At 55.2% G+C, this 17,565-nt stretch carries 18 protein-coding genes; 9 read left to right on the top strand and 9 right to left on the bottom strand.

Features of this window, described 5'->3' with window-relative positions:
• Nucleotides 1-4: 4 nt before the first annotated feature.
• From Q0903_RS06555 to Q0903_RS06540, 4 genes are read right to left on the bottom strand one after another with little or no spacing between them, the layout of a single operon-like run.
• A complete protein-coding gene (locus tag Q0903_RS06555; RefSeq protein ID WP_299413913.1) occupies nt 5-2,236 on the bottom strand; it encodes a heavy metal translocating P-type ATPase in 2,232 nt (743 codons plus the stop codon).
• Between the two features lie 37 nt (nt 2,237-2,273).
• Nucleotides 2,274-3,755, bottom strand: coding sequence for a heme biosynthesis HemY N-terminal domain-containing protein (locus tag Q0903_RS06550; protein ID WP_299413911.1), 1,482 nt, complete (start codon nt 3,753-3,755; stop codon nt 2,274-2,276).
• 10 nt (nt 3,756-3,765) lie between these two features.
• The gene (locus Q0903_RS06545) at nt 3,766-5,061 is read right to left on the bottom strand and encodes a hypothetical protein (protein WP_299413909.1); all 1,296 of its coding nucleotides are present in this window, start codon (nt 5,059-5,061) and stop codon (nt 3,766-3,768) included.
• 11 nt (nt 5,062-5,072) lie between these two features.
• On the bottom strand, nt 5,073-5,774 hold the full coding sequence (locus tag Q0903_RS06540) for a uroporphyrinogen-III synthase (protein ID WP_299413906.1): 702 nt from the start codon (nt 5,772-5,774) through the stop codon (nt 5,073-5,075).
• Nucleotides 5,775-5,858: 84 nt separating this feature from the next.
• On the opposite strand from Q0903_RS06540, the gene tsaD reads away from it, so the two are divergent.
• The 4 genes from tsaD to Q0903_RS06520 are packed head-to-tail and all read left to right on the top strand — an operon-like array spanning nt 5,859 to nt 8,587.
• Nucleotides 5,859-6,944 (top strand): tRNA (adenosine(37)-N6)-threonylcarbamoyltransferase complex transferase subunit TsaD, encoded by a 1,086-nt coding sequence (tsaD, locus tag Q0903_RS06535; RefSeq protein WP_299413903.1) that lies wholly within the window; start codon nt 5,859-5,861, stop codon nt 6,942-6,944.
• On the top strand, nt 6,941-7,894 hold the full coding sequence (locus Q0903_RS06530; RefSeq protein ID WP_299413900.1) for an NAD(P)H-dependent glycerol-3-phosphate dehydrogenase: 954 nt from the start codon (nt 6,941-6,943) through the stop codon (nt 7,892-7,894). The genes tsaD and Q0903_RS06530 overlap by 4 nt, the downstream gene beginning before the upstream one ends.
• Before the next feature lies 1 nt (nt 7,895).
• Nucleotides 7,896-8,168, top strand: coding sequence for a YciI family protein (locus Q0903_RS06525; protein WP_299413897.1), 273 nt, complete (start codon nt 7,896-7,898; stop codon nt 8,166-8,168).
• Complete coding sequence (locus Q0903_RS06520; RefSeq protein ID WP_299026689.1) at nt 8,168-8,587, top strand: EVE domain-containing protein; 420 nt, start codon at nt 8,168-8,170, stop codon at nt 8,585-8,587. Before Q0903_RS06525 ends, Q0903_RS06520 begins: the two co-directional genes overlap by 1 nt.
• A gap of 222 nt (nt 8,588-8,809) precedes the next feature.
• On the opposite strand, the gene Q0903_RS06515 is transcribed toward Q0903_RS06520, so the two are convergent.
• Nucleotides 8,810-9,151 carry a DUF2853 family protein gene (locus Q0903_RS06515; protein ID WP_299026687.1) on the bottom strand — a complete coding sequence of 114 codons (342 nt, stop codon included), beginning with the start codon at nt 9,149-9,151 and terminating at the stop codon, nt 8,810-8,812.
• 268 nt (nt 9,152-9,419) lie between these two features.
• Between Q0903_RS06515 and Q0903_RS06510 the strand changes: the two genes are divergently transcribed.
• Complete coding sequence (locus Q0903_RS06510) at nt 9,420-10,187, top strand: GNAT family N-acetyltransferase (RefSeq protein WP_299413894.1); 768 nt, start codon at nt 9,420-9,422, stop codon at nt 10,185-10,187.
• Nucleotides 10,188-10,267: 80 nt separating this feature from the next.
• Here the strand turns inward: Q0903_RS06510 and ahcY are convergent, their stop codons facing one another.
• The gene (gene ahcY, locus Q0903_RS06505) at nt 10,268-11,659 is read right to left on the bottom strand and encodes an adenosylhomocysteinase (RefSeq protein WP_299026685.1); all 1,392 of its coding nucleotides are present in this window, start codon (nt 11,657-11,659) and stop codon (nt 10,268-10,270) included.
• A 95-nt stretch (nt 11,660-11,754) separates the two neighbouring features.
• Nucleotides 11,755-12,060, bottom strand: a complete 306-nt coding sequence (locus Q0903_RS06500; RefSeq protein WP_299413893.1) for an S-adenosyl-L-homocysteine hydrolase — start codon at nt 12,058-12,060, stop codon at nt 11,755-11,757.
• Between the two features lie 98 nt (nt 12,061-12,158).
• Between Q0903_RS06500 and Q0903_RS06495 the strand changes: the two genes are divergently transcribed.
• Together Q0903_RS06495 and Q0903_RS06490 are read left to right on the top strand one after the other, a co-directional pair.
• Nucleotides 12,159-12,755 (top strand): HD family hydrolase, encoded by a 597-nt coding sequence (locus Q0903_RS06495; protein WP_299413892.1) that lies wholly within the window; start codon nt 12,159-12,161, stop codon nt 12,753-12,755.
• Complete coding sequence (locus Q0903_RS06490) at nt 12,752-13,237, top strand: GNAT family N-acetyltransferase (protein WP_299026681.1); 486 nt, start codon at nt 12,752-12,754, stop codon at nt 13,235-13,237. The genes Q0903_RS06495 and Q0903_RS06490 overlap by 4 nt, the downstream gene beginning before the upstream one ends.
• On the opposite strand, the gene Q0903_RS06485 is transcribed toward Q0903_RS06490, so the two are convergent.
• Together Q0903_RS06485 and Q0903_RS06480 are read right to left on the bottom strand one after the other, a co-directional pair.
• Nucleotides 13,234-13,788: an ActR/PrrA/RegA family redox response regulator transcription factor gene (locus Q0903_RS06485; RefSeq protein WP_299026679.1), complete on the bottom strand. Its 555-nt coding sequence runs from the start codon at nt 13,786-13,788 to the stop codon at nt 13,234-13,236. The genes Q0903_RS06490 and Q0903_RS06485 overlap by 4 nt on opposite strands.
• 66 nt (nt 13,789-13,854) lie before the next feature.
• The gene (locus Q0903_RS06480) at nt 13,855-14,463 is read right to left on the bottom strand and encodes an SCO family protein (protein ID WP_299413890.1); all 609 of its coding nucleotides are present in this window, start codon (nt 14,461-14,463) and stop codon (nt 13,855-13,857) included.
• Between the two features lie 102 nt (nt 14,464-14,565).
• Between Q0903_RS06480 and regB the strand changes: the two genes are divergently transcribed.
• Complete coding sequence (regB, locus tag Q0903_RS06475) at nt 14,566-15,957, top strand: sensor histidine kinase RegB (protein WP_299027734.1); 1,392 nt, start codon at nt 14,566-14,568, stop codon at nt 15,955-15,957.
• A gap of 82 nt (nt 15,958-16,039) precedes the next feature.
• On the top strand, nt 16,040-17,545 hold the full coding sequence (locus Q0903_RS06470) for a PAS-domain containing protein (protein ID WP_299413889.1): 1,506 nt from the start codon (nt 16,040-16,042) through the stop codon (nt 17,543-17,545).
• The last annotated feature ends 20 nt before the right edge of the window (nt 17,546-17,565 follow it).

Genomic DNA, 17,565 nt, shown 5'->3' with positions numbered 1-17,565 from the left:
GGCCCTATGCTTTCATACCGCGCAAGCGCAACGCATTGGTTAGTACGAACAGCGATGAAAGCCCCATCGCTCCCGCGGCCAAAGCGGGCGACAAAAGTATCCCGAAAAATGGATAGAGGACCCCTGCGGCAACAGGGATCAACGCCACGTTATATCCGAATGCCCAGACAAGGTTCTGACGGATGTTCCGCATTGTCTGCTGCGAGGCCGTTACGGCAACCGCAACGCCCGCCGGATCACCGCCCATCAAAATCACATCCGCTGCATCAATCGCGACATCCGTGCCTGTGCCAACCGCAATACCGATATCGGCATGGGCCAAAGCAGGCGCATCGTTGATACCGTCACCAACAAAAGCAATCACATCATCAGGATGCTTCAAACCATCCAATGCAGCTATTTTTCCTTCTGGCAAAACATTGGATACAAAGGTCGAAATACCCAGATGATCTGCGAAGTAAGCTACAGCAGCTTCACTATCGCCACTGACCAGCGCAACCCGTATACCCCGCGCCTTAAGCGCATCAACAGCCTGCTTCGCACCCTGTTTCACAGTATCGGATAAGGCCAGCATAGCGAGGGGCTTACCGCTACGCGCAGCAAAAAACACTGTCTGACCTTTGGCTTCCGCGGCTTCGCGAGGGGCATCAAACTGGGATAGATCAACACCCGCCTCGGTAAGCCAGCTGTGTTTCCCAACAGCGATGAGGGCATCGTTCACTTCACCGCTCACACCCCGTCCGGGTGACGCGGTCACATCTTTCGCTGTCGGAAGGGTATGTGTTGCCGCAGCAGCCATGATCGCACGGGCAAGTGGGTGTTGGGACGCGCTCTCGACGGCAGCGACAAGAACCAGCGCATCATCCTGCGCCACACCCTGTGCTGGCAGTAGCTCATTCAAGCTCGGCTTGCCCTCTGTGAGCGTGCCGGTTTTATCAAACGCAACCAGCGTCGCACCTTGCAGGTGTTGCAGCGCATTACCTGTACGAAACAACACACCCAAGTCTGCCGCACGGCCCGTGCCAATCATAATGGATGTGGGGGTCGCAAGACCCATCGCACAAGGGCATGCAATGATCAGAACAGAAACACCAACAACAAGCATAAAGGGTAGTTTTGGCTCCGGTCCAACAAGGCCCCAAACGATCATCGTCAGAACTGCGACCACCAATACAGCAGGTACAAAGCGAAGCGTAATTTGATCAACCAGCGCCTGAATGGGCAGCCGCGCGCCCTGTGCTGTTTCAACCAAACTGATTATCTGAGCGAGCTTGCTGTCACTTCCTGTATTGGTTGCAACACAAACGAGAGTACCGTCAGCGTTTATCGTTCCGCCTGTAACTGGATCGCCAGCAGATTTGGACACTGGCATCGGCTCCCCTGTAAGCATGCTTTGATCCACATCGCTATGACCGCTGACCACCTCACCGTCCGCCGCAATCCGCTCTCCCGCGCGAACAAGGAACCGCTGACCCGATGTGAGCTGCTCCACCGGACGATCATACCATTCGCCATCAATCTCAATCCGCGCCATGTCTGGCCGCAAGCCAACCAGCCGTTCGATCGCGGCACCTGTACGGGTTTTTGCCCGTGCTTCCAGCCAGCGACCCAACAGGATGAGCACAATAATCACGCAGGCCGATTCAAAGTATACAGCACGCGATTGCTCAGGCAGGGCTTCGGGTGCGGCCAAAACAAAAACGGAATAGACATAGGCCGCGCCTGTACCCAGCGCGACGAGGCTGTTCATGTCTGGCGCGCCGCGCAACAGCGCAGGTATACCGCGCCGGAAAAACCGCGCACCAGGACCAATCATCAATATCGTGGTGAGTACCGATTGTAGCTGCCACGACGTTTCAATCCCGATGCTGCTATGAATCGCATGATGCATTGCAGGAAAAACATGGCTGCCCATTTCCAGAATGAATACGGGCAAGGCCAACACAGCGGCAATCAAGGTGGCGCGGCGCAGCGCCTTTACATCGTTTTCTTTAGCTTCACGGCGCTTGTTCGCATCTTCGTCTTGCTTCAGCGCACCCGGATATCCGGCATTATCAAGCGCCTCAAACGCGTCCTTTAAAGCTTTGGCCGAGCCTGCTGTGAACTGTGCGGATTCGTCTGCAAAATTAACAGCTGCTCCTTTGATACCCTCAACGCCGTCCAGTGCCTTTTGCGCACGTGCGGCACATGCTCCGCATGACATATTTTGTACGCGGATATGAAAGGTGTCAGCCATTACTCGCCTTTAGAAAAAAGATACTTTGACCGCCCGGCTATCTGATATCTTTATCGGGCTCTGGTGTAGCATCAGCGTCGATGATCTCGGCATCCACGATGTTTGCCGTATCCTTGGAAGGTTCTTCAGCCACAGGTTCTTCCAATGCGCCAACGATGAGCGGCAGCATCTGGACCCCTGCGGGCATCGCCACGTCATTCTGGGGCGGGCGCTTCCATTCCAGCGTATCGAAGCTGGAGCAGTTTTCACAGATCGGTTTCCAATCATTGTGGATGTGTTGACAGTTATCGCAGATCCACTGCGGGCCGCGTGGCACAGCAATCGCGCGGGCCAACCAGCCTTTTACAACCGTGTCAGACGCACCTTCGCCTCGTTCAATCGCGGCCATGAGCGTGACAGAGCGTGCGTCGGGATCAGTTTCAACCAGATCGCCCAGCGCACGACGCGCGGCAGGGAAATCCTCGTTCGCGATGTTTAACTCGGCCAGCAACATTTTGGTCTCTGGGTGATCAGGCTTCACTTTGGTAAGCGCTGCAAAGCGTTTGATGCGCGCATTGGGTGTTTCATCCGGCGCAATGGCCGCGAATGCTGCGGCAAGGTCGGGGTGTGGCCGCGCCTCCCATGCTTTTTTCAGGACACGAGTCGCGTATCGTGGCTTGTTCTGATCGATATAGCTGTGGGCCGCCATGACGGCCGCAGGGATCAAATCGGGCGAAAGGCGGTTCGCCTCAATCGCGGATTCGCGTTTTTCGATGGTGCTGCTTTCTGCAATTACATCTTTCGCCTCGGACAGGGCCAATACAGCATCGCGGCGTTTGTGCACATCGCGGGGCAGCTGGCCGTTGCGCAGCTTGGCGCTCAAGGTCTTGCGCGCACCAGTCCAATCCTCCTTCTCGGCCTGAAGCCGCAGCAGAACATCGCCTGTTTCCTCGTGTTTCGGCTTTAGCGCAAATGCCTTTTCAGCCAATTGCAGCGCAGTCTCATTGTCACCGGCAGCCAGCTTTTGCTTCATGATACCGCGCACACCGACAAAACGGGTTTGCTCGTTCTCGACCAGCTTGCGGTATGTTTCTTCCGCTTTGCGCGTGTCACCGGCCAGTTCCGCAGCTTGGGCGGTTAACAAGTTGGTCAGCTCGGGCTTGTTAAGGTATTTGTCAGCTTTTGCGGCCTTTGCCATCGCCAGACGACCTTCGCCGCTTGCCAGCGCCATCAGACCCTCGGAAAGCGCCTCAAAACCCTTACGCTCACGGTTACGGTCAAAATACCGCGACAGTGCTGTCTCGTCTCCGTTGAGGAATTTCCAAATCGCCACCAGCAGGGACATCACCTTAAGCAAAATCCAGACCGCAACAACCAGCAGGACCAGCAAGAGGACTGATTCAAGCGGACCAGGGTTCAGCTCATACCCCAGCGCACGAATCTGCAGGCCGCCGTCCGCTTCCAGAAGGAAACCAGCACCCCACGCCAAAGCGCCGATAACGCCAACAAAAAAGATTATTTTGATCAGGGACCAGAGCATATTGTTTTCCTTAGTCTGCCGTCAGGCGTTGTGCCAAAGCATCGGCTGCCGCGCGTGCGGCAACGCGGGCATCCGCCGCTGCGCGCCAATCTGCAATAGCAGCCTGCGCTTCTTCGGGCAGGGTATCAAGTTCAGTCAATGTCGCATTAAGATCGCCGGATTTTATCGCTGCTTCCGCACGCGATAGTACCGCGTCAGGGTCATCGCCTTCGCGCGGCGCAACAGATCGTGCCCCCAGCGACCGCTTGAGGAAACCACCCAAACCCAGTTGCCCTTCCTCGACACCGCTGGCGCGGGCCGTGGCAAGTGCTGTGCGCGCCTGATCGGGGAATTCAGCTTGTAGAGTGCTAAGAGTTGCAACGCCATCTGCGGCAACAGCACCCAGCGCGGGGTCAATCTCGCCTACATCTAGGGCTGTTAGATCTGCGAACGCGTCGGGAAACGGCTGTCCTGCGTCTATCGCAGATACGATCTTTGCGATCGCGGTTTGGGCACTGGCGGCAGTGGCTGCTTGGGCCGCGGCCTCCTCTACGCTTTTGGCGTTATTCAGCAGCGCTTCAATCTCGTCCCGCTGGGTCTCTACAGAAGATTTCAGTGCATCAAGCTCGGCAGCATAGGCGGCCGCAGCATCTGCATCTACACCCTCAGGCACCACAATTGCGGGCCGTTCCTCCAACGCAGCAATTCGCGCGTCGAGCGCGGTCAGTTGCTCTTCCAACGGGGAAAGGTCGACTTCGGGAATCTCTATCGCGGGAGGCTCAGCCGTTTCCAGCGCCACAAGGCGCTCTTGCTGGGTATTCAAATCATTGCGCAGTTTGGTGGTGATATCAGCATCACCATTACCAAAAAAATCCATCTCGGATGCCATGAAACCGATGATACCGGCAATGATACCGCCCAAAACGAGGGGCAGGAAAGTATTGCGCTTTTCCTCAACAGGGGCGGCAACAGGTGCCGCACTCACCGGCTCCGGCGCTGGCTCGGCTGGTTTTTCAACTGGCTCTGCATCAGGCGCTACTGTCTCGTCTGCGCTCGCAGGCTCATCAGCTGCGGCAGGCTCGGTCACGGTTTCTGGTGCGCTTGTTTCCGTGTCAGATGCATCCTGAACAGTCTCGTTCTCAATGGGGGCATCGTCGGACTTGGCCGTATCATCGATAACGACTGCGTCTTCAATCTTGGATTCTGCTGCTTTGGTCTTCGCGGATTTGCTCTTTGAAGGTCCGGTTTTTTTCGATGACGCCACAACATATACCTTTTTCGATTCTTGCCCTCGGTCCGAGGCCAGCATGCGTAGCTTATCCCGCATCCTTCATCCCCTCAAGGCAAGGTGAGGTCCAAGCACAGGATTTCAACAGCTTTCCTCATATATCCACTGCGCGGCGCGGGCAATATTTGCATCTGGGCCACCTTTTGACCCAGCAAAGGGGCAGCAACTGCATCGCTCAATGCAACGATATGCGCATTTTGCAACCTTCCCCGCGCTTGCTGGGCAAGCTGCTGTCCAGTTCGAGGGGAAAAAACTGGGATAATACACGGCCCGTTCAGCGCTTGCTGACCATCAGCATCCAGCGATACCAACTTTTGCGCATAGATCGCGACATGACGTGTTTCGATCCCGCATTGTGTCAGTTTTTGTGCAATATCGCCTCGTGTATGCTCCCCGCCCAGATGCAAGGCTGGTCCTTTGGGTTGTTGTGCGATCAGCGTGGCAATCAACTCCCCGGCGGTGTCGCCCGCTTGGGTGGCTATCCATCCGCGCTTTTGTGCCGCATCGGTTGTTTGCGCACCGACGCAAAAAGCAATGCGGCCTTGGCCTTCGGGGCCATGATGCACGCCATTGGCAGAAGTGAAAATCACACTGCGAACACCCGTAAGATCAAGTACGGCGTTTGTAACCACGATTTCCATTAACGGCGCTATGACAATATCGACAGCAGCCACCGCCTGCTGTGAAAGACTGTCAACAAAAGCCTGTGCGCTAGAGCGGGGTCGCGTCAGCATTAGGGTGGTGGAGGTCATGCACGATACCGCTCTCAGGATTGTTTGCCGCGCGTTACAGTGTTACCTGCCCCGCATCCTCTTCGCAACGGAAACAGCCATAACATGACTTCGATAACGATCCTCGGTATTGAAAGCAGCTGTGATGATACCGCTGCCGCCGTTCTGCGCGGGCAGGCTGGTGATGCAAAGGTGCTATCCTCAATCGTGTTGGGCCAGACAGAATTGCACGCGGATTTCGGCGGCGTCGTGCCTGAAATCGCAGCCCGCGCCCACGCGGAAAAGATCGATACATGCGTTCAACAGGCGCTGGATGCCGCACATCTGAGCCTGAGCGATATCGACGCCGTTGCCGTAACCGCAGGGCCGGGCCTGATTGGTGGTGTTGTATCAGGTGTAATGTGCGCCAAAGGAATTGCCTTGGCGCGTGGTATCCCGCTCTTTGGTGTGAACCATCTGGCGGGGCACGCCCTGACTCCGCGCCTGACAGATGCGGTGGCTTATCCCTTTTTGATGTTGTTGGTTTCGGGCGGCCATTGTCAGTTTTTGATCGTATCAGGCCCAGACCAGTTTCAGCGGTTGGGTGGCACAATTGATGACGCTCCTGGCGAAGCGTTTGACAAAGTGGCACGCCTGCTGGCCCTCCCCCAACCAGGCGGTCCCGCGATCGAAACACGTGCCAAAGCCGGTGATGCAAAACGGTTCAAACTGCCCCGCCCTCTGCTGGACCGTGCGGGATGTGACATGTCATTCTCGGGTCTCAAAACGGCGGTGCTGCGCCAGCGCGACAGCCTGATGTCAGACGGTGAACTCGCCGCCCGAGACCAAGCCGATCTAGCGGCAGGGTTTCAGGCCGCTGTCGTCGATGTTCTGGCAGAAAAAACGCGCCGTGCTCTTGATGAATATGCCCCTCTCTCTAAAAATCCCAGCATTTGCGTTGCAGGTGGCGTTGCGGCAAACATGGCCATTCGGACGGCATTAGAAACGACTGCCAAGAACTTCGGGGCCAAATTCATTGCGCCCCCTTTGGCCCTTTGTACTGATAATGCAGCTATGATCGCCTACGCGGCGCTTGAGCAAATGAATACGCGTGTGCCCGATGGTATGGAATTGTCAGCACGCCCCCGTTGGCCTTTGGATCAGGCAGCACCCGCCATGCTGGGCAGTGGCAAAAAGGGGGCCAAGGCATGAGCATTGCGATCTTGGGCGCTGGCGCATTTGGTACTGCACTGGCCATCTCGTTGGCAGGTCAACACCCAGTTACCCTTTGGGCGCGTAATGCAGGCGATATGCAGCGTAGCCGCCAGAACGCACACCGCCTGCCGGATTGCCCCTTCCCCGACGCGCTGACTGTGACGGATGATCTGAGGGCGGCACTGTCGGTGCAAACGGTTCTGCTGGCGCTGCCGATGCAGCAACTGCGCGGGTTTCTGCACAGCAATGCCGATCTGCTCGCCCGTAAAACGCTTGTAGCTTGCTGCAAAGGGATCGAGCTAAGCACTGGCGCTGGCCCTGTCGAAGTCATTGCACAAGAGGTACCGACAGCACATAGCGCCATCCTGACAGGCCCCAGCTTTGCAATTGACATCGCACACGGCTTGCCAACCGCACTGACGCTTGCATGCAAAGACGCTCAAACAGCACGTGCATTACAACAGCAGCTGACCACGCCCAATCTGCGACTGTACAGGACCCACGATACCATCGGAGCAGAGCTGGGTGGCGCGCTGAAAAACGTGGTTGCGATTGCTTGTGGAACGGCAATGGGTGCGGGCATGGGAGAAAGTGCACGAGCGGCGTTGATGACACGGGGATACGCCGAAATGCAGCGCATGGCAGCACATAAAGGGGCCGATGCTGATACGCTTGCAGGGCTTTCAGGATTTGGCGATCTTACACTTACCTGCACCTCCGAAGGATCACGCAACTATCGCCTCGGGCTATCGCTTGGGCGTGGTGAGGTTTTTGACGGAACTATCACAGTCGAAGGCGCCGCTACCGCCCGCGCCATGGCACAAGTGGCGAAAGACGCAAAGCTGGAGATGCCGATCACAATGGCCGTTGCTGGGCTACTGGATAAATCGTTAGATGTGAAAACCGCAGTGCATAGCCTGCTCACCCGACCCTTAAAGGAAGAATAATATGCTTGTTTGTTTGATGGCCCACGACAAATCCGGCGCGCTTGACGTGCGGATGGAAAACCGTCCCGCGCATGTGGATTACCTTAAAAGCACAGACTACGTACATCTAGCGGGACCGCTGATTGATGCGGATGGTGGCATGTGTGGATCTATGATTGTGCTGGACGTACCGGACATGGCAACGGCCGAAAGATGGGCCGCGAATGATCCCTATGCAAAGGCCGGACTGTTTGAGCGCGTCACGTTGACCGAATGGAAAAAGGTGATCGGCTGATGCGCTATTGGCTGTTCAAATCAGAACCTTCTGTCTGGGGCTGGGACGATCAGGTGGCAAAGGGCGACATAGGCGAGGAATGGGACGGTGTGCGCAACTATCAAGCACGTAATTTCATGCGTGAAATGAGCGTGGGTGATCTGGGGTTTTTCTACCATTCCCAAAAAGAAAAGGCCGTTGTCGGTATTGTTGAGGTCTGCGCTGCCGCCCATCCAGATAGCACGACTGATGATCCCCGTTGGGACTGTGTGGATATCCGTGCGGTACGTCCCTTTGCATCACCCGTCACACTTGAGATGATAAAGTCTGAAGAAAGCCTAGCAGATATGGCGCTGGTACGCAGTTCACGCCTGTCGGTTCAACCTGTCACAGACACGGAATGGTCGCGCGTCTGCGCAATGGGTAAAACTGATCCATAAAACTGAAAAAAGGGTTCCGGCACCCCGCCAGAACCCTTTCTCACCCCGTGTGCTCCCGTAACCCACACACGTATTCGAAATATGTTCTGGCCGTACTGGCCGTACAAAACAAATACTCTGACCAAGCTGTTTTCACAAGAAATCAATCCTTTGAAATAGCTTCAAAATAGAAACACCCGCTCGGATGAACGGGTGTTTGCAAGACTCTGTAGTGAGGCGCGTTTACTTGTAAACAGCTTCTTTGCCAAAATGCTTGGTCAGCATGTAGTAGATCACAGCGCGGTATTTGTTCCGCTCGGATTTGCCATATATCTCAATCACGGAGCTGATCGCTTCCATCAGGTTTGGACCATCGGGCAGACCCAGTTTTTTCATCAGAAAGTTGTTCTTTACAGTTTCCAGTTCCGCAGGCTGGCTGCCTGCTACGGTGGATGCGTCTGCGTTGTAGATCGACGGGCCACAACCAATCGTCACCTTTGTCAAAAGATCCATGTCAGGCTCCATGCCACACTTGGTCTTCAGATCTTCTGCATATTTCGCGATCCACTCGTCCCGCTTGCCCATATCGTTAACTCCCTGGTTATTAAGTGTCAGCATTGATGCCAACTATCGGGCAGAGCCTAATCTGAAAACACCACACTGCAAAAGGAATTTTTACAATGGCTTTTCCCCATGCGACTTGTCGCTGTCTGGACCTGAGATAAGGACAGGGTTTCATACCACTGCGGCAGCGCGTCACAGTCCCACGCTGGTATCTTGATCTGACAAGAGCCGTTTCCCATCTCACACCGCAATATCTTGAAAAGATGACAGGTCGTTAGGGAAGGGTGCTATGACAAACGAGAATTACAAAGGCGGCGCATCTGCATCGCTGGCCATGCCCTGTGGAAATGTGATCGACCTCGCGCGCTCACGCAGCCGCGGCGTCCTGACCCGTGAAGAAGTGTCGTTCTGCCGAGATAAGGGCATCCCCTTAGCCTATGATCCAACGCAAATCGGCTGGCTGCCCGCAACGGTGACGGATGATCTCAACGTAGAGCAACTGGCGGCAAAACCTGCGCGCCGTACCCGCAGCCACAGCGCAATTGCGCACAAACCACAGATCAACGCGCTGCATCCACAATACCGCCTGCGCGCGTGGAAGCCGTATGACCTGCCGCACTACAGGGCGCTCTTGGATGATCCGCTAATGTGGCAATATATGCCCGAGGCGTATCCAGACCCTCTCACAAATGAAACAGCGGCGGCACTGATTGAGCTGTCCAATGCCAGCAACCACCATCAGGTATTTGCCGTGCTGCGCGACAGCCGGATCGTAGGTCAGGTGCGATTGCTATATGATGTTGACGATACAGACCCCGGCAAAGCCGAGATCAGCTATTGGCTGGGCCGCGCGTTTTGGGGCAAAGGGATCGGCAGCGATGTCGTGGCCCTGTTCACTGCACGCTGTTTTACAGACAACCCGAGCATTACCACCCTGATCGCGCGGGTGCACAAGAACAATCCCAGCTCCGCCAAAGTGCTGGCAAAGGCAGGCTATGCCCAGCATGGGACAGACCACAAAGATGCAAACTGGATTATGCTGTCAGTCACTCGCTAAGACAGAGCAGAACTGTGATAAAAAAAGACCGCGAAGGTTTCTTCCCCCGCGGTCTTTTGTTTTTGTCTCTTCGCGGCCGCTTAGTAGCGGTAGTGCTCTGGTTTGAACGGTCCTTCTGGCGTCACACCGATGTACGCCGCCTGCTCGGGGTCAAGCTTGGACAATTTCACGCCGATGCGGTCGAGATGCAGGCGCGCGACTTTTTCATCCAGGTGTTTGGGCAAGATGTACACTTCGTTCTTATAGTGCTCGCCACGTGTCCAAAGCTCGATCTGCGCCAGCACCTGATTGGTGAAAGAGGCTGACATAACGAAGGACGGGTGGCCCGTGGCGTTCCCAAGGTTCAACAAACGCCCTTCGGACAACAGGATCAAGCGGCTGCCCGAAGGCATTTCAATCATGTCCACTTGCTCTTTGATGTTGGTCCATTTGTGGTTCTTGAGGGCGGCAACCTGAATTTCGTTGTCAAAGTGACCGATGTTTCCGACGATCGCCATGTCCTTCATCTGGCGCATGTGCTCGATGCGGATCACATCCTTGTTGCCGGTCGTGGTGATAAAGATATCGGCGCTGTCTACAACGTCTTCCAGCAGCACAACCTCATACCCGTCCATCGCGGCCTGCAATGCGCAGATCGGATCGACTTCAGTCACTTTCACGCGCGCTCCCGCACCTGACAGCGACGCAGCAGAGCCTTTGCCCACATCACCGTAGCCCAGAACAACAGCAACTTTACCCGCCATCATGGTGTCTGTGGCGCGGCGAATACCGTCAACAAGGCTCTCTTTGCAGCCGTATTTGTTGTCGAACTTCGACTTGGTAACAGAGTCGTTTACATTGATCGCGGGGAAGGGGAGCTGGTCATTTTTGAACAGATCATACAGGCGGTGAACACCGGTTGTCGTCTCCTCGGAGACACCAACAATCTGGTCCCGCATTTTTGTAAACCAACCGGGGCTGGCTGCCATACGTTTTTTGATTTGGGCAAACACAGCAACTTCTTCTTCTGAGGTCGGCACGTCGAGCAATTCTGTCTCGCCCTGCTCAACACGCGCACCCATCAGAATGTACAGTGTCGCGTCACCACCATCGTCGAGGATCAGGTTTGGCCCTTCGGGGAACATGAAGGACTTATCCAGATAATCCCAGTGCTCTTCCAGCGACTGGCCTTTGATCGCGAACACAGGCGTACCGCCCGCGGCAATCGCAGCGGCCGCATGATCTTGGGTCGAAAAGATATTGCACGACGCCCAGCGCACATCTGCGCCCAGTTCGACCAGCGTCTCAATCAAGACAGCAGTCTGGATGGTCATGTGAAGCGAGCCTACGATGCGCGCGCCTTTCAGCGGTTTTGCATCGCCATATTCATCGCGCAGCGCCATCAGACCAGGCATTTCTGTCTCGGCTATGTTCAGTTCTTTGCGGCCATATTCGGCAAGCGAGATGTCTTTTACAATGTAGTCATTGGCCATGCGAGGCGCTCCTTCGGATCACGTTTGGCTGCGCATAGCACTGCAAAGGCTGTTTCGCAATCTGGCAGCGTGCCGAAGGGCGCAGGCGAATTGCCTCAGCTCTCGGTATTCTCCGCAATCGCAGAGAGGACATCACTGGCATCCATTGATGCGTTCCAGTTTCTGCCCTGCGCAGCAACGCAGGCCTTCCCTTCGTCTGTTGTACGCACAAGCGTCCATGAGCCTGTGGCGTCCGAAACCCACAATCGCGTGTTATTTGCCGAAGGGCCTTCAACGGGACGCTCGCCATACCAGTCAATCAAGGATGACTGCATTTCTGATGCATTCATGCAGACCTCGTCTGCGGCCACTGCTGTGGACAGGGCGAAAAGAGCGGCAACTGCTGTCGTTATGGTTTTCATTGTCTTCTCCTTTGTTACAAAGAAAACAGCAGACTTGGTGTTTTGGTTCCGAAAGATATTCGGGAACCAAAAGCGCCGATGGAAAAGGGAACAGCACAATGGCGCAACAGCCCCGCGCATGGCAGCGAATGTTATCAGGTCGCAGGTTAGACCTGTTGGACCCGACCCCAGTAGACATAGAAATCGAAGACATCGCCCACGGGCTTGCATTTGTGGCGCGGTGGAATGGCCAGACAAAAGGTGATTTCGCCTATTCAGTGGCGGAACATTCTCTGCTTGTAGAAGAAATATTCGGCCGCATTGCGCCCAACGCCCCCGCTAAATGGCGGCTTGCAGCACTTTTGCACGACGCACCCGAATACGTGATTGGCGATATGATTTCACCTGTCAAAGCGGCAGTCGGGCCGGGATATGGCGCGTTGGATGAAAGGCTGGAGGCCGCTGTGCACATCCGCTTTGGACTGCCCGCCAAAGTACCCGCCGCGATCAAAAAACAAATAAAAAGAGCCGACCGTGTCAGTGCGTGGATGGAGGCAGTTCAGATTGCGGGCTTTCAGATTGCAGAGGCTGACAAGTTCTTCGGCAAGCCCGATCCTGCCTTGATAGAGGGGCTAGGGATAACGCTCAGGCCGCCCGTTGCGGTCAGGATGGATTTTACCGCCCGCCATGCGGAATTACTAAAGGAAATGCCATGATACGTGTCCGCCCTGCCATGCCGCTTGATACAGGCTCTATGGCGCGCTTGCTCAACGAAATCATCAAGATTGGTGGCACAACCGCCATCGTGCGCCCCGTCACGGGCGATGATCTGGGTGAATGGATGCAAAATGGATCGGACCGTGCAGCCTGGCACGTGGCGCTGGACGATCAGGAGAAGGTCGTAGGTTTTCAATGGATCGCCCCAAGCGAGGCGTTGCCCGAAGAGGCGGCTGAAATAGCCACATTTGTTCAGGTCGGCCAGACGGGTCTGGGTATTGGATCAGAACTGTTCAAAGCGACAACCAAAGCGGCCAAATCCCTTGGGTACGTCTGGATACGCGCCAACATTCGCGCCGACAACGAGGGTGGGCTAACATATTATCAAAGCCGCGGCTTCCGCGACTATGACATAATCGAAGGGTACGAGCTGTCGGATGGCAGTCTCGTGGACAAACGCTTGAAACGCTACGATATCTAGCGCGGGCTGCGTTTCGCCAGAATACGCTGCAACGTGCGACGGTGCATGTTCAGGCGGCGCGCGGTCTCGGAGACGTTGCGATCACACAGCTCATACACCCGCTGAATATGCTCCCAGCGCACGCGATCCGCACTCATCGGATTTTCGGGAGGTGGGGGCAGATCGTCGCCTTTGGCAAGTAGCGCATTGGTAATGTCCGTTGCATCTGCCGGTTTCGACAAATAATCGGTAGCACCGATTTTCACAGCAGCAACAGCGGTTGCAATCGCACCATAACCCGTCAGTACGACAACCCGCGCATCAGGGCGCTTTTCCCGCAGAATTTCGACCACATCCAGACCATTGCCATCCTCCAGCCGCAGATCACACACGGCGTAGGCAGGTGGGCGGGCCGTAGCAATCGCACTTCCTGCCGCGACAGAGCCTGCCATTTCCACATCAAACCCGCGTTTTTCCATCGCTTTTGCAAGACGGCGCAGAAACGGTTCGTCATCATCCAGCAACAACAGCGTTTTATCAGGTCCGAGGTCGTAGGTTTGGTCTTGTGCCATTGCGGGGCGCCTTATTCAAAACGGGTTCATTGTATACCCATGAATATGGATCGAAACGGCGTCGCGTCAAATCTGATCGATGAAACAACCTACCTTGTCGGCCAACTGCTCTGGCGTCAGCTCGCGGCGGAAAAATTCAACAAACCCGTGTTCAGGCGTCACCAGATAGCTGAACGTCGAATGATCAACAAGATATTCACCATCCACGGCTGGGTGCGCACTGTAGTAGGTGCGGTAAGCTTTACTCGCTTCGGCGATCTGTTCGTCACTGCCTGTCAGGCCCACCATGCGCGGGTGCATCGCCTCGGCAAAATCACGCACAACTTCGGGTGTATCACGGGCTGGATCAATGGTGATAAAGACAGGCTTGACCGACTGGCCACGCGCCTCAAGGATTTCAACAGCAGCCGCGTTGCGATCCACATCCAGTGGGCAAACGTCTGGGCAGTAAGTATAACCGAAATAAATCAGTGTAGGCTCGGTAATCACTTCGGCGCTGGTAACGGTCTGCCCGTCCCCGTTAACCAAGGTAAACGGTCCGCCCAGATCACCCGCCACGGCACCTGCTCCGCATGACGCAAACTGATCATCCCCACCGCCGCGGCTAAGAAAAACCATTCCCAGCAGGGCAACACCTGCAACAAAAACAGCAACGATTGCAGCAATGCGAACCATGATTACTCCTTTGGCGCGTCATCACGCGCGGTTGATCGTGAATTGTCACAGACCTACGCTAGGTGCACTACAATGCAAGTCACATTTGAGTGGAGCAGCAAGATGCCGCAGTCAACGATACGTCCTCTGGGCGAGCGAAAAAGGGCCAACTGGATTCGCCTGCGCACAATGATTTTGTTGCGCTGGTTTGCGATTGGCGGACAGTTTGTAGCCGTAACAGCCACGCCATTTCTCTTTGGTATCCAGCTAGAGCTGGGATGGTGCTATTTTGCTATCGGCGTGTCGGTGATCGGCAATTTGATCGCCTCCTTCGTTTTCCCGGAAAACAAACGGATGTCCGAGCGGCAAAATCTGGCGATGGTTATGTTCGACCTGATACAGCTTAGCTTTCTTTTGTTTCTTACCGGTGGGCTGAACAACCCGTTCACATTGCTATTGCTTGGACCTGTGACGATTTCGGCAACCGCATTAAGCATCCGGTCGACCCTTCTTTTGTGCGTCATGGCAATTCTCAGCGTGACATTTATGGCATTCTTTAACATACCCCTGCGCACGCAGACGGGTGAAGTGCTGAAAATCCCCGAGTTATTCATTTTTGGCCATTGGATCGCGTTGATTATTGCCGTGGTATTCACCTCTGCTTATTCACGCCGCGTGACTTCAGAAATCCATCTTATGTCAGATGCATTGGCCGCCACGCAGATGGCACTTGCCCGCGAACAAAAGCTGACTGATCTGGGCGGCGTTGTCGCAGCCGCTGCGCATGAATTGGGTACCCCGCTTGCGACCATCAAACTGGCAAGCGCCGAATTGGTTCATGAGCTAGGCGACCAGCCCGATCTGCGAGAGGATGCCGAACTGATCGTACAGCAGACCGACCGCTGCCGCGACATCCTGCGGGACATGGGACGCGCAGGCAAAGACGACCTCCAAATGCGCCAAGCACCTTTGATCACTGTCATTGAAAACGCTGCGGAGCCACACAGGGGTCGCGGCAAGGATGTGATTATAAATCTGAACGAAGCAGTGGATATGCACGGCGCCCAGCCCGCAATCCTGCGCATGCCCGAGATCATTCACGGCCTGCGCAACCTCATCCAAAATGCGGTGGATTTTGCAGAAAATACCGTTTGGATCGAAACCCGCTGGACTGACGAGACAATCACCGTGCGAATACTGGATGACGGCGGTGGCTTTCCCCCCCAACTTCTGGGGCGGTTGGGCGATCCGTTTATGGGCAGACGCAGGACGCGTCAGCGCGACACATCCCGCCCAGAATACGAAGGCATGGGATTAGGCTTGTTCATCGCCAAAACACTGCTGGAGCGGTCAGGCGCAACGATCCGGTTTGCCAATGGCGCAGATGAGGCCAGCCAACACAGCCAGCAAGTGGGCGCTGTCATCGAAGTTCGATGGCCACGTAGCAAGATTGATGCCAAAACGGGCGAAAACGCAGTGTCTATCGGACGCAACACCCGCTTTGCCGAAGTATGACTCGATGTCAGGCGTTAACCCTTTGTTAATAAAACCTACCCATTGGTAAATGAAGCGTGACAAGTAGGTGGAGTAAGGTGTTTTGAGCGATTTAGTGCTGGTTCTGGCTGTTGCCCTTCCAACAATCGCGCTTAGTGTGTGCTGGGCTTTACGGCCCGCTGGCAAAAATACATTTGTCGCGCCACGGCATGATACAGAAATTCTGTTCAAAAACGGTTTGGTGGAGCACGCCAGCGACAGCGCACTTGCGTTGCTGCCAATTGCGATCGGATCGCATAATTGGCAAGATTTGTACGATATTCTGCACCAAAGCTTTCCAACATTTCCAACCGAGCCACACGAAGGCCCTCACCCCGAAACAACCGTGGTCGGCGATTGCAGCCAGTTCCACCAGATCCGCATTATCTGGCGCGCCGAAAGCACCTCTTTGATATTCGAGAGAAGGCAATATGCAGAACAGAATGCATCCGATCTGGCAGAGCTAGACACCTTGCGGCAATTGAGCGTCCACGCCGCGCATCCAGCATGGAAAACGGGTGTTTCCGGTAATGTGACGTGGTACAATGCAGCGTACCGAAAGCTTGGTTCTCGGTTGCCAAAAGGTACATTCAACCCCGAAAAGCCGATCTTTGATATTCCTATGCTTGCGGACAAGCCGACAACCGACAGGATCAGGCTTGAGGTGACGGACACCGATGTGCCGCAATGGTTCGACATTGCCTGCACTCCCCTACCCGATGGCATTATATTCGAAGCAACCTCCCTAAATGCACTGATCAAAGCGGAAGACGCACAGCGCGATTTTGTGCAGACACTTACAAAGACATTTGCACACCTCTCAATCGGGCTGGCGATATTTAACCGTGACCGCCAGCTTGCGCTATTCAATCCAGCTCTGATTGATTTGACGGGTCTATCAGTTTCCTTCCTGAGCCCCCGCCCCACGCTGGATTCGTTCTTTGATGCATTGCGTGAGAACAGGCGTATGCCAGAGCCAAAGAACTACAGCACATGGCGTCACCGCATGGCTTCTTTGGTGAGCGAGGCGGAAATCGGGAAATTCGAGGAAGTTTGGACGCTGGAGACGGGTCAGACCTACAGCGTCAAAGGGCGGCCCCATCCTGACGGAGCCATCGCGTTTCTGATTGAAGATATCAGCGCCGAGATATCACTCACGCGGACGTTCCGCGCCGAGCTGGAGCTGGGCCAAAGCCTTGCGGACACATTTGAAGACGCGCTTGCCGTATTCTCGCAGGCGGGCATTCTGACGTTCTCGAATAAGGCCTATGATCTGTTGTGGGGTTTTGAGTTCAACACCAGCTTTGCAGACGTGACGATCGTGGATGCAATCAAGCTGTGGAAAGGAAAATCGAGCCCCAACCCACTTTGGCAGGATCTGCAAGAGTCAGTCATGTCGATTGATGACCGTCAAGAATGGCAAATGCCTGTCAGTATCAAAGGGCAGTTGCCGATGAGCTGCAAAATCGTGCCCATTGCTTCGGGTGCCACAGTCGTACGGTTCACACGTCAAGATAAACCACAAGCATCTGAAGCGCCCGCAGTAAACTATAGCTCTAACAACAGTTGAGGCCTTTCAAGCTGCGTTGA

Origin of the sequence: uncultured Sulfitobacter sp. (assembly GCF_947502895.1) — a bacterium.
Lineage (GTDB): Bacteria > Pseudomonadota > Alphaproteobacteria > Rhodobacterales > Rhodobacteraceae > Sulfitobacter.
Note: the sequence above shows the minus strand (reverse complement) of the source record. Positions and strands in the feature narration are given on the sequence as shown.

Coding starts and splice junctions, on each gene's coding strand:
- Q0903_RS06540 (WP_299413906.1), bottom strand. CDS start 5,774: ATGACCTCCACCACCCTAATGCTGACGCGACCCCGCTCTAGCGCACAG.
- Q0903_RS06530 (WP_299413900.1), top strand. CDS start 6,941: ATGAGCATTGCGATCTTGGGCGCTGGCGCATTTGGTACTGCACTGGCC.
- Q0903_RS06480 (WP_299413890.1), bottom strand. CDS start 14,463: ATGGTTCGCATTGCTGCAATCGTTGCTGTTTTTGTTGCAGGTGTTGCC.
- Q0903_RS06500 (WP_299413893.1), bottom strand. CDS start 12,060: ATGAAAACCATAACGACAGCAGTTGCCGCTCTTTTCGCCCTGTCCACA.
- regB (WP_299027734.1), top strand. CDS start 14,566: ATGCCGCAGTCAACGATACGTCCTCTGGGCGAGCGAAAAAGGGCCAAC.
- Q0903_RS06485 (WP_299026679.1), bottom strand. CDS start 13,788: ATGGCACAAGACCAAACCTACGACCTCGGACCTGATAAAACGCTGTTG.
- Q0903_RS06490 (WP_299026681.1), top strand. CDS start 12,752: ATGATACGTGTCCGCCCTGCCATGCCGCTTGATACAGGCTCTATGGCG.
- ahcY (WP_299026685.1), bottom strand. CDS start 11,659: ATGGCCAATGACTACATTGTAAAAGACATCTCGCTTGCCGAATATGGC.
- Q0903_RS06515 (WP_299026687.1), bottom strand. CDS start 9,151: ATGGGCAAGCGGGACGAGTGGATCGCGAAATATGCAGAAGATCTGAAG.
- Q0903_RS06550 (WP_299413911.1), bottom strand. CDS start 3,755: ATGCTCTGGTCCCTGATCAAAATAATCTTTTTTGTTGGCGTTATCGGC.
- Q0903_RS06510 (WP_299413894.1), top strand. CDS start 9,420: ATGACAAACGAGAATTACAAAGGCGGCGCATCTGCATCGCTGGCCATG.
- Q0903_RS06525 (WP_299413897.1), top strand. CDS start 7,896: ATGCTTGTTTGTTTGATGGCCCACGACAAATCCGGCGCGCTTGACGTG.
- Q0903_RS06495 (WP_299413892.1), top strand. CDS start 12,159: ATGGCGCAACAGCCCCGCGCATGGCAGCGAATGTTATCAGGTCGCAGG.
- Q0903_RS06520 (WP_299026689.1), top strand. CDS start 8,168: ATGCGCTATTGGCTGTTCAAATCAGAACCTTCTGTCTGGGGCTGGGAC.
- tsaD (WP_299413903.1), top strand. CDS start 5,859: ATGACTTCGATAACGATCCTCGGTATTGAAAGCAGCTGTGATGATACC.
- Q0903_RS06555 (WP_299413913.1), bottom strand. CDS start 2,236: ATGGCTGACACCTTTCATATCCGCGTACAAAATATGTCATGCGGAGCA.
- Q0903_RS06545 (WP_299413909.1), bottom strand. CDS start 5,061: ATGCGGGATAAGCTACGCATGCTGGCCTCGGACCGAGGGCAAGAATCG.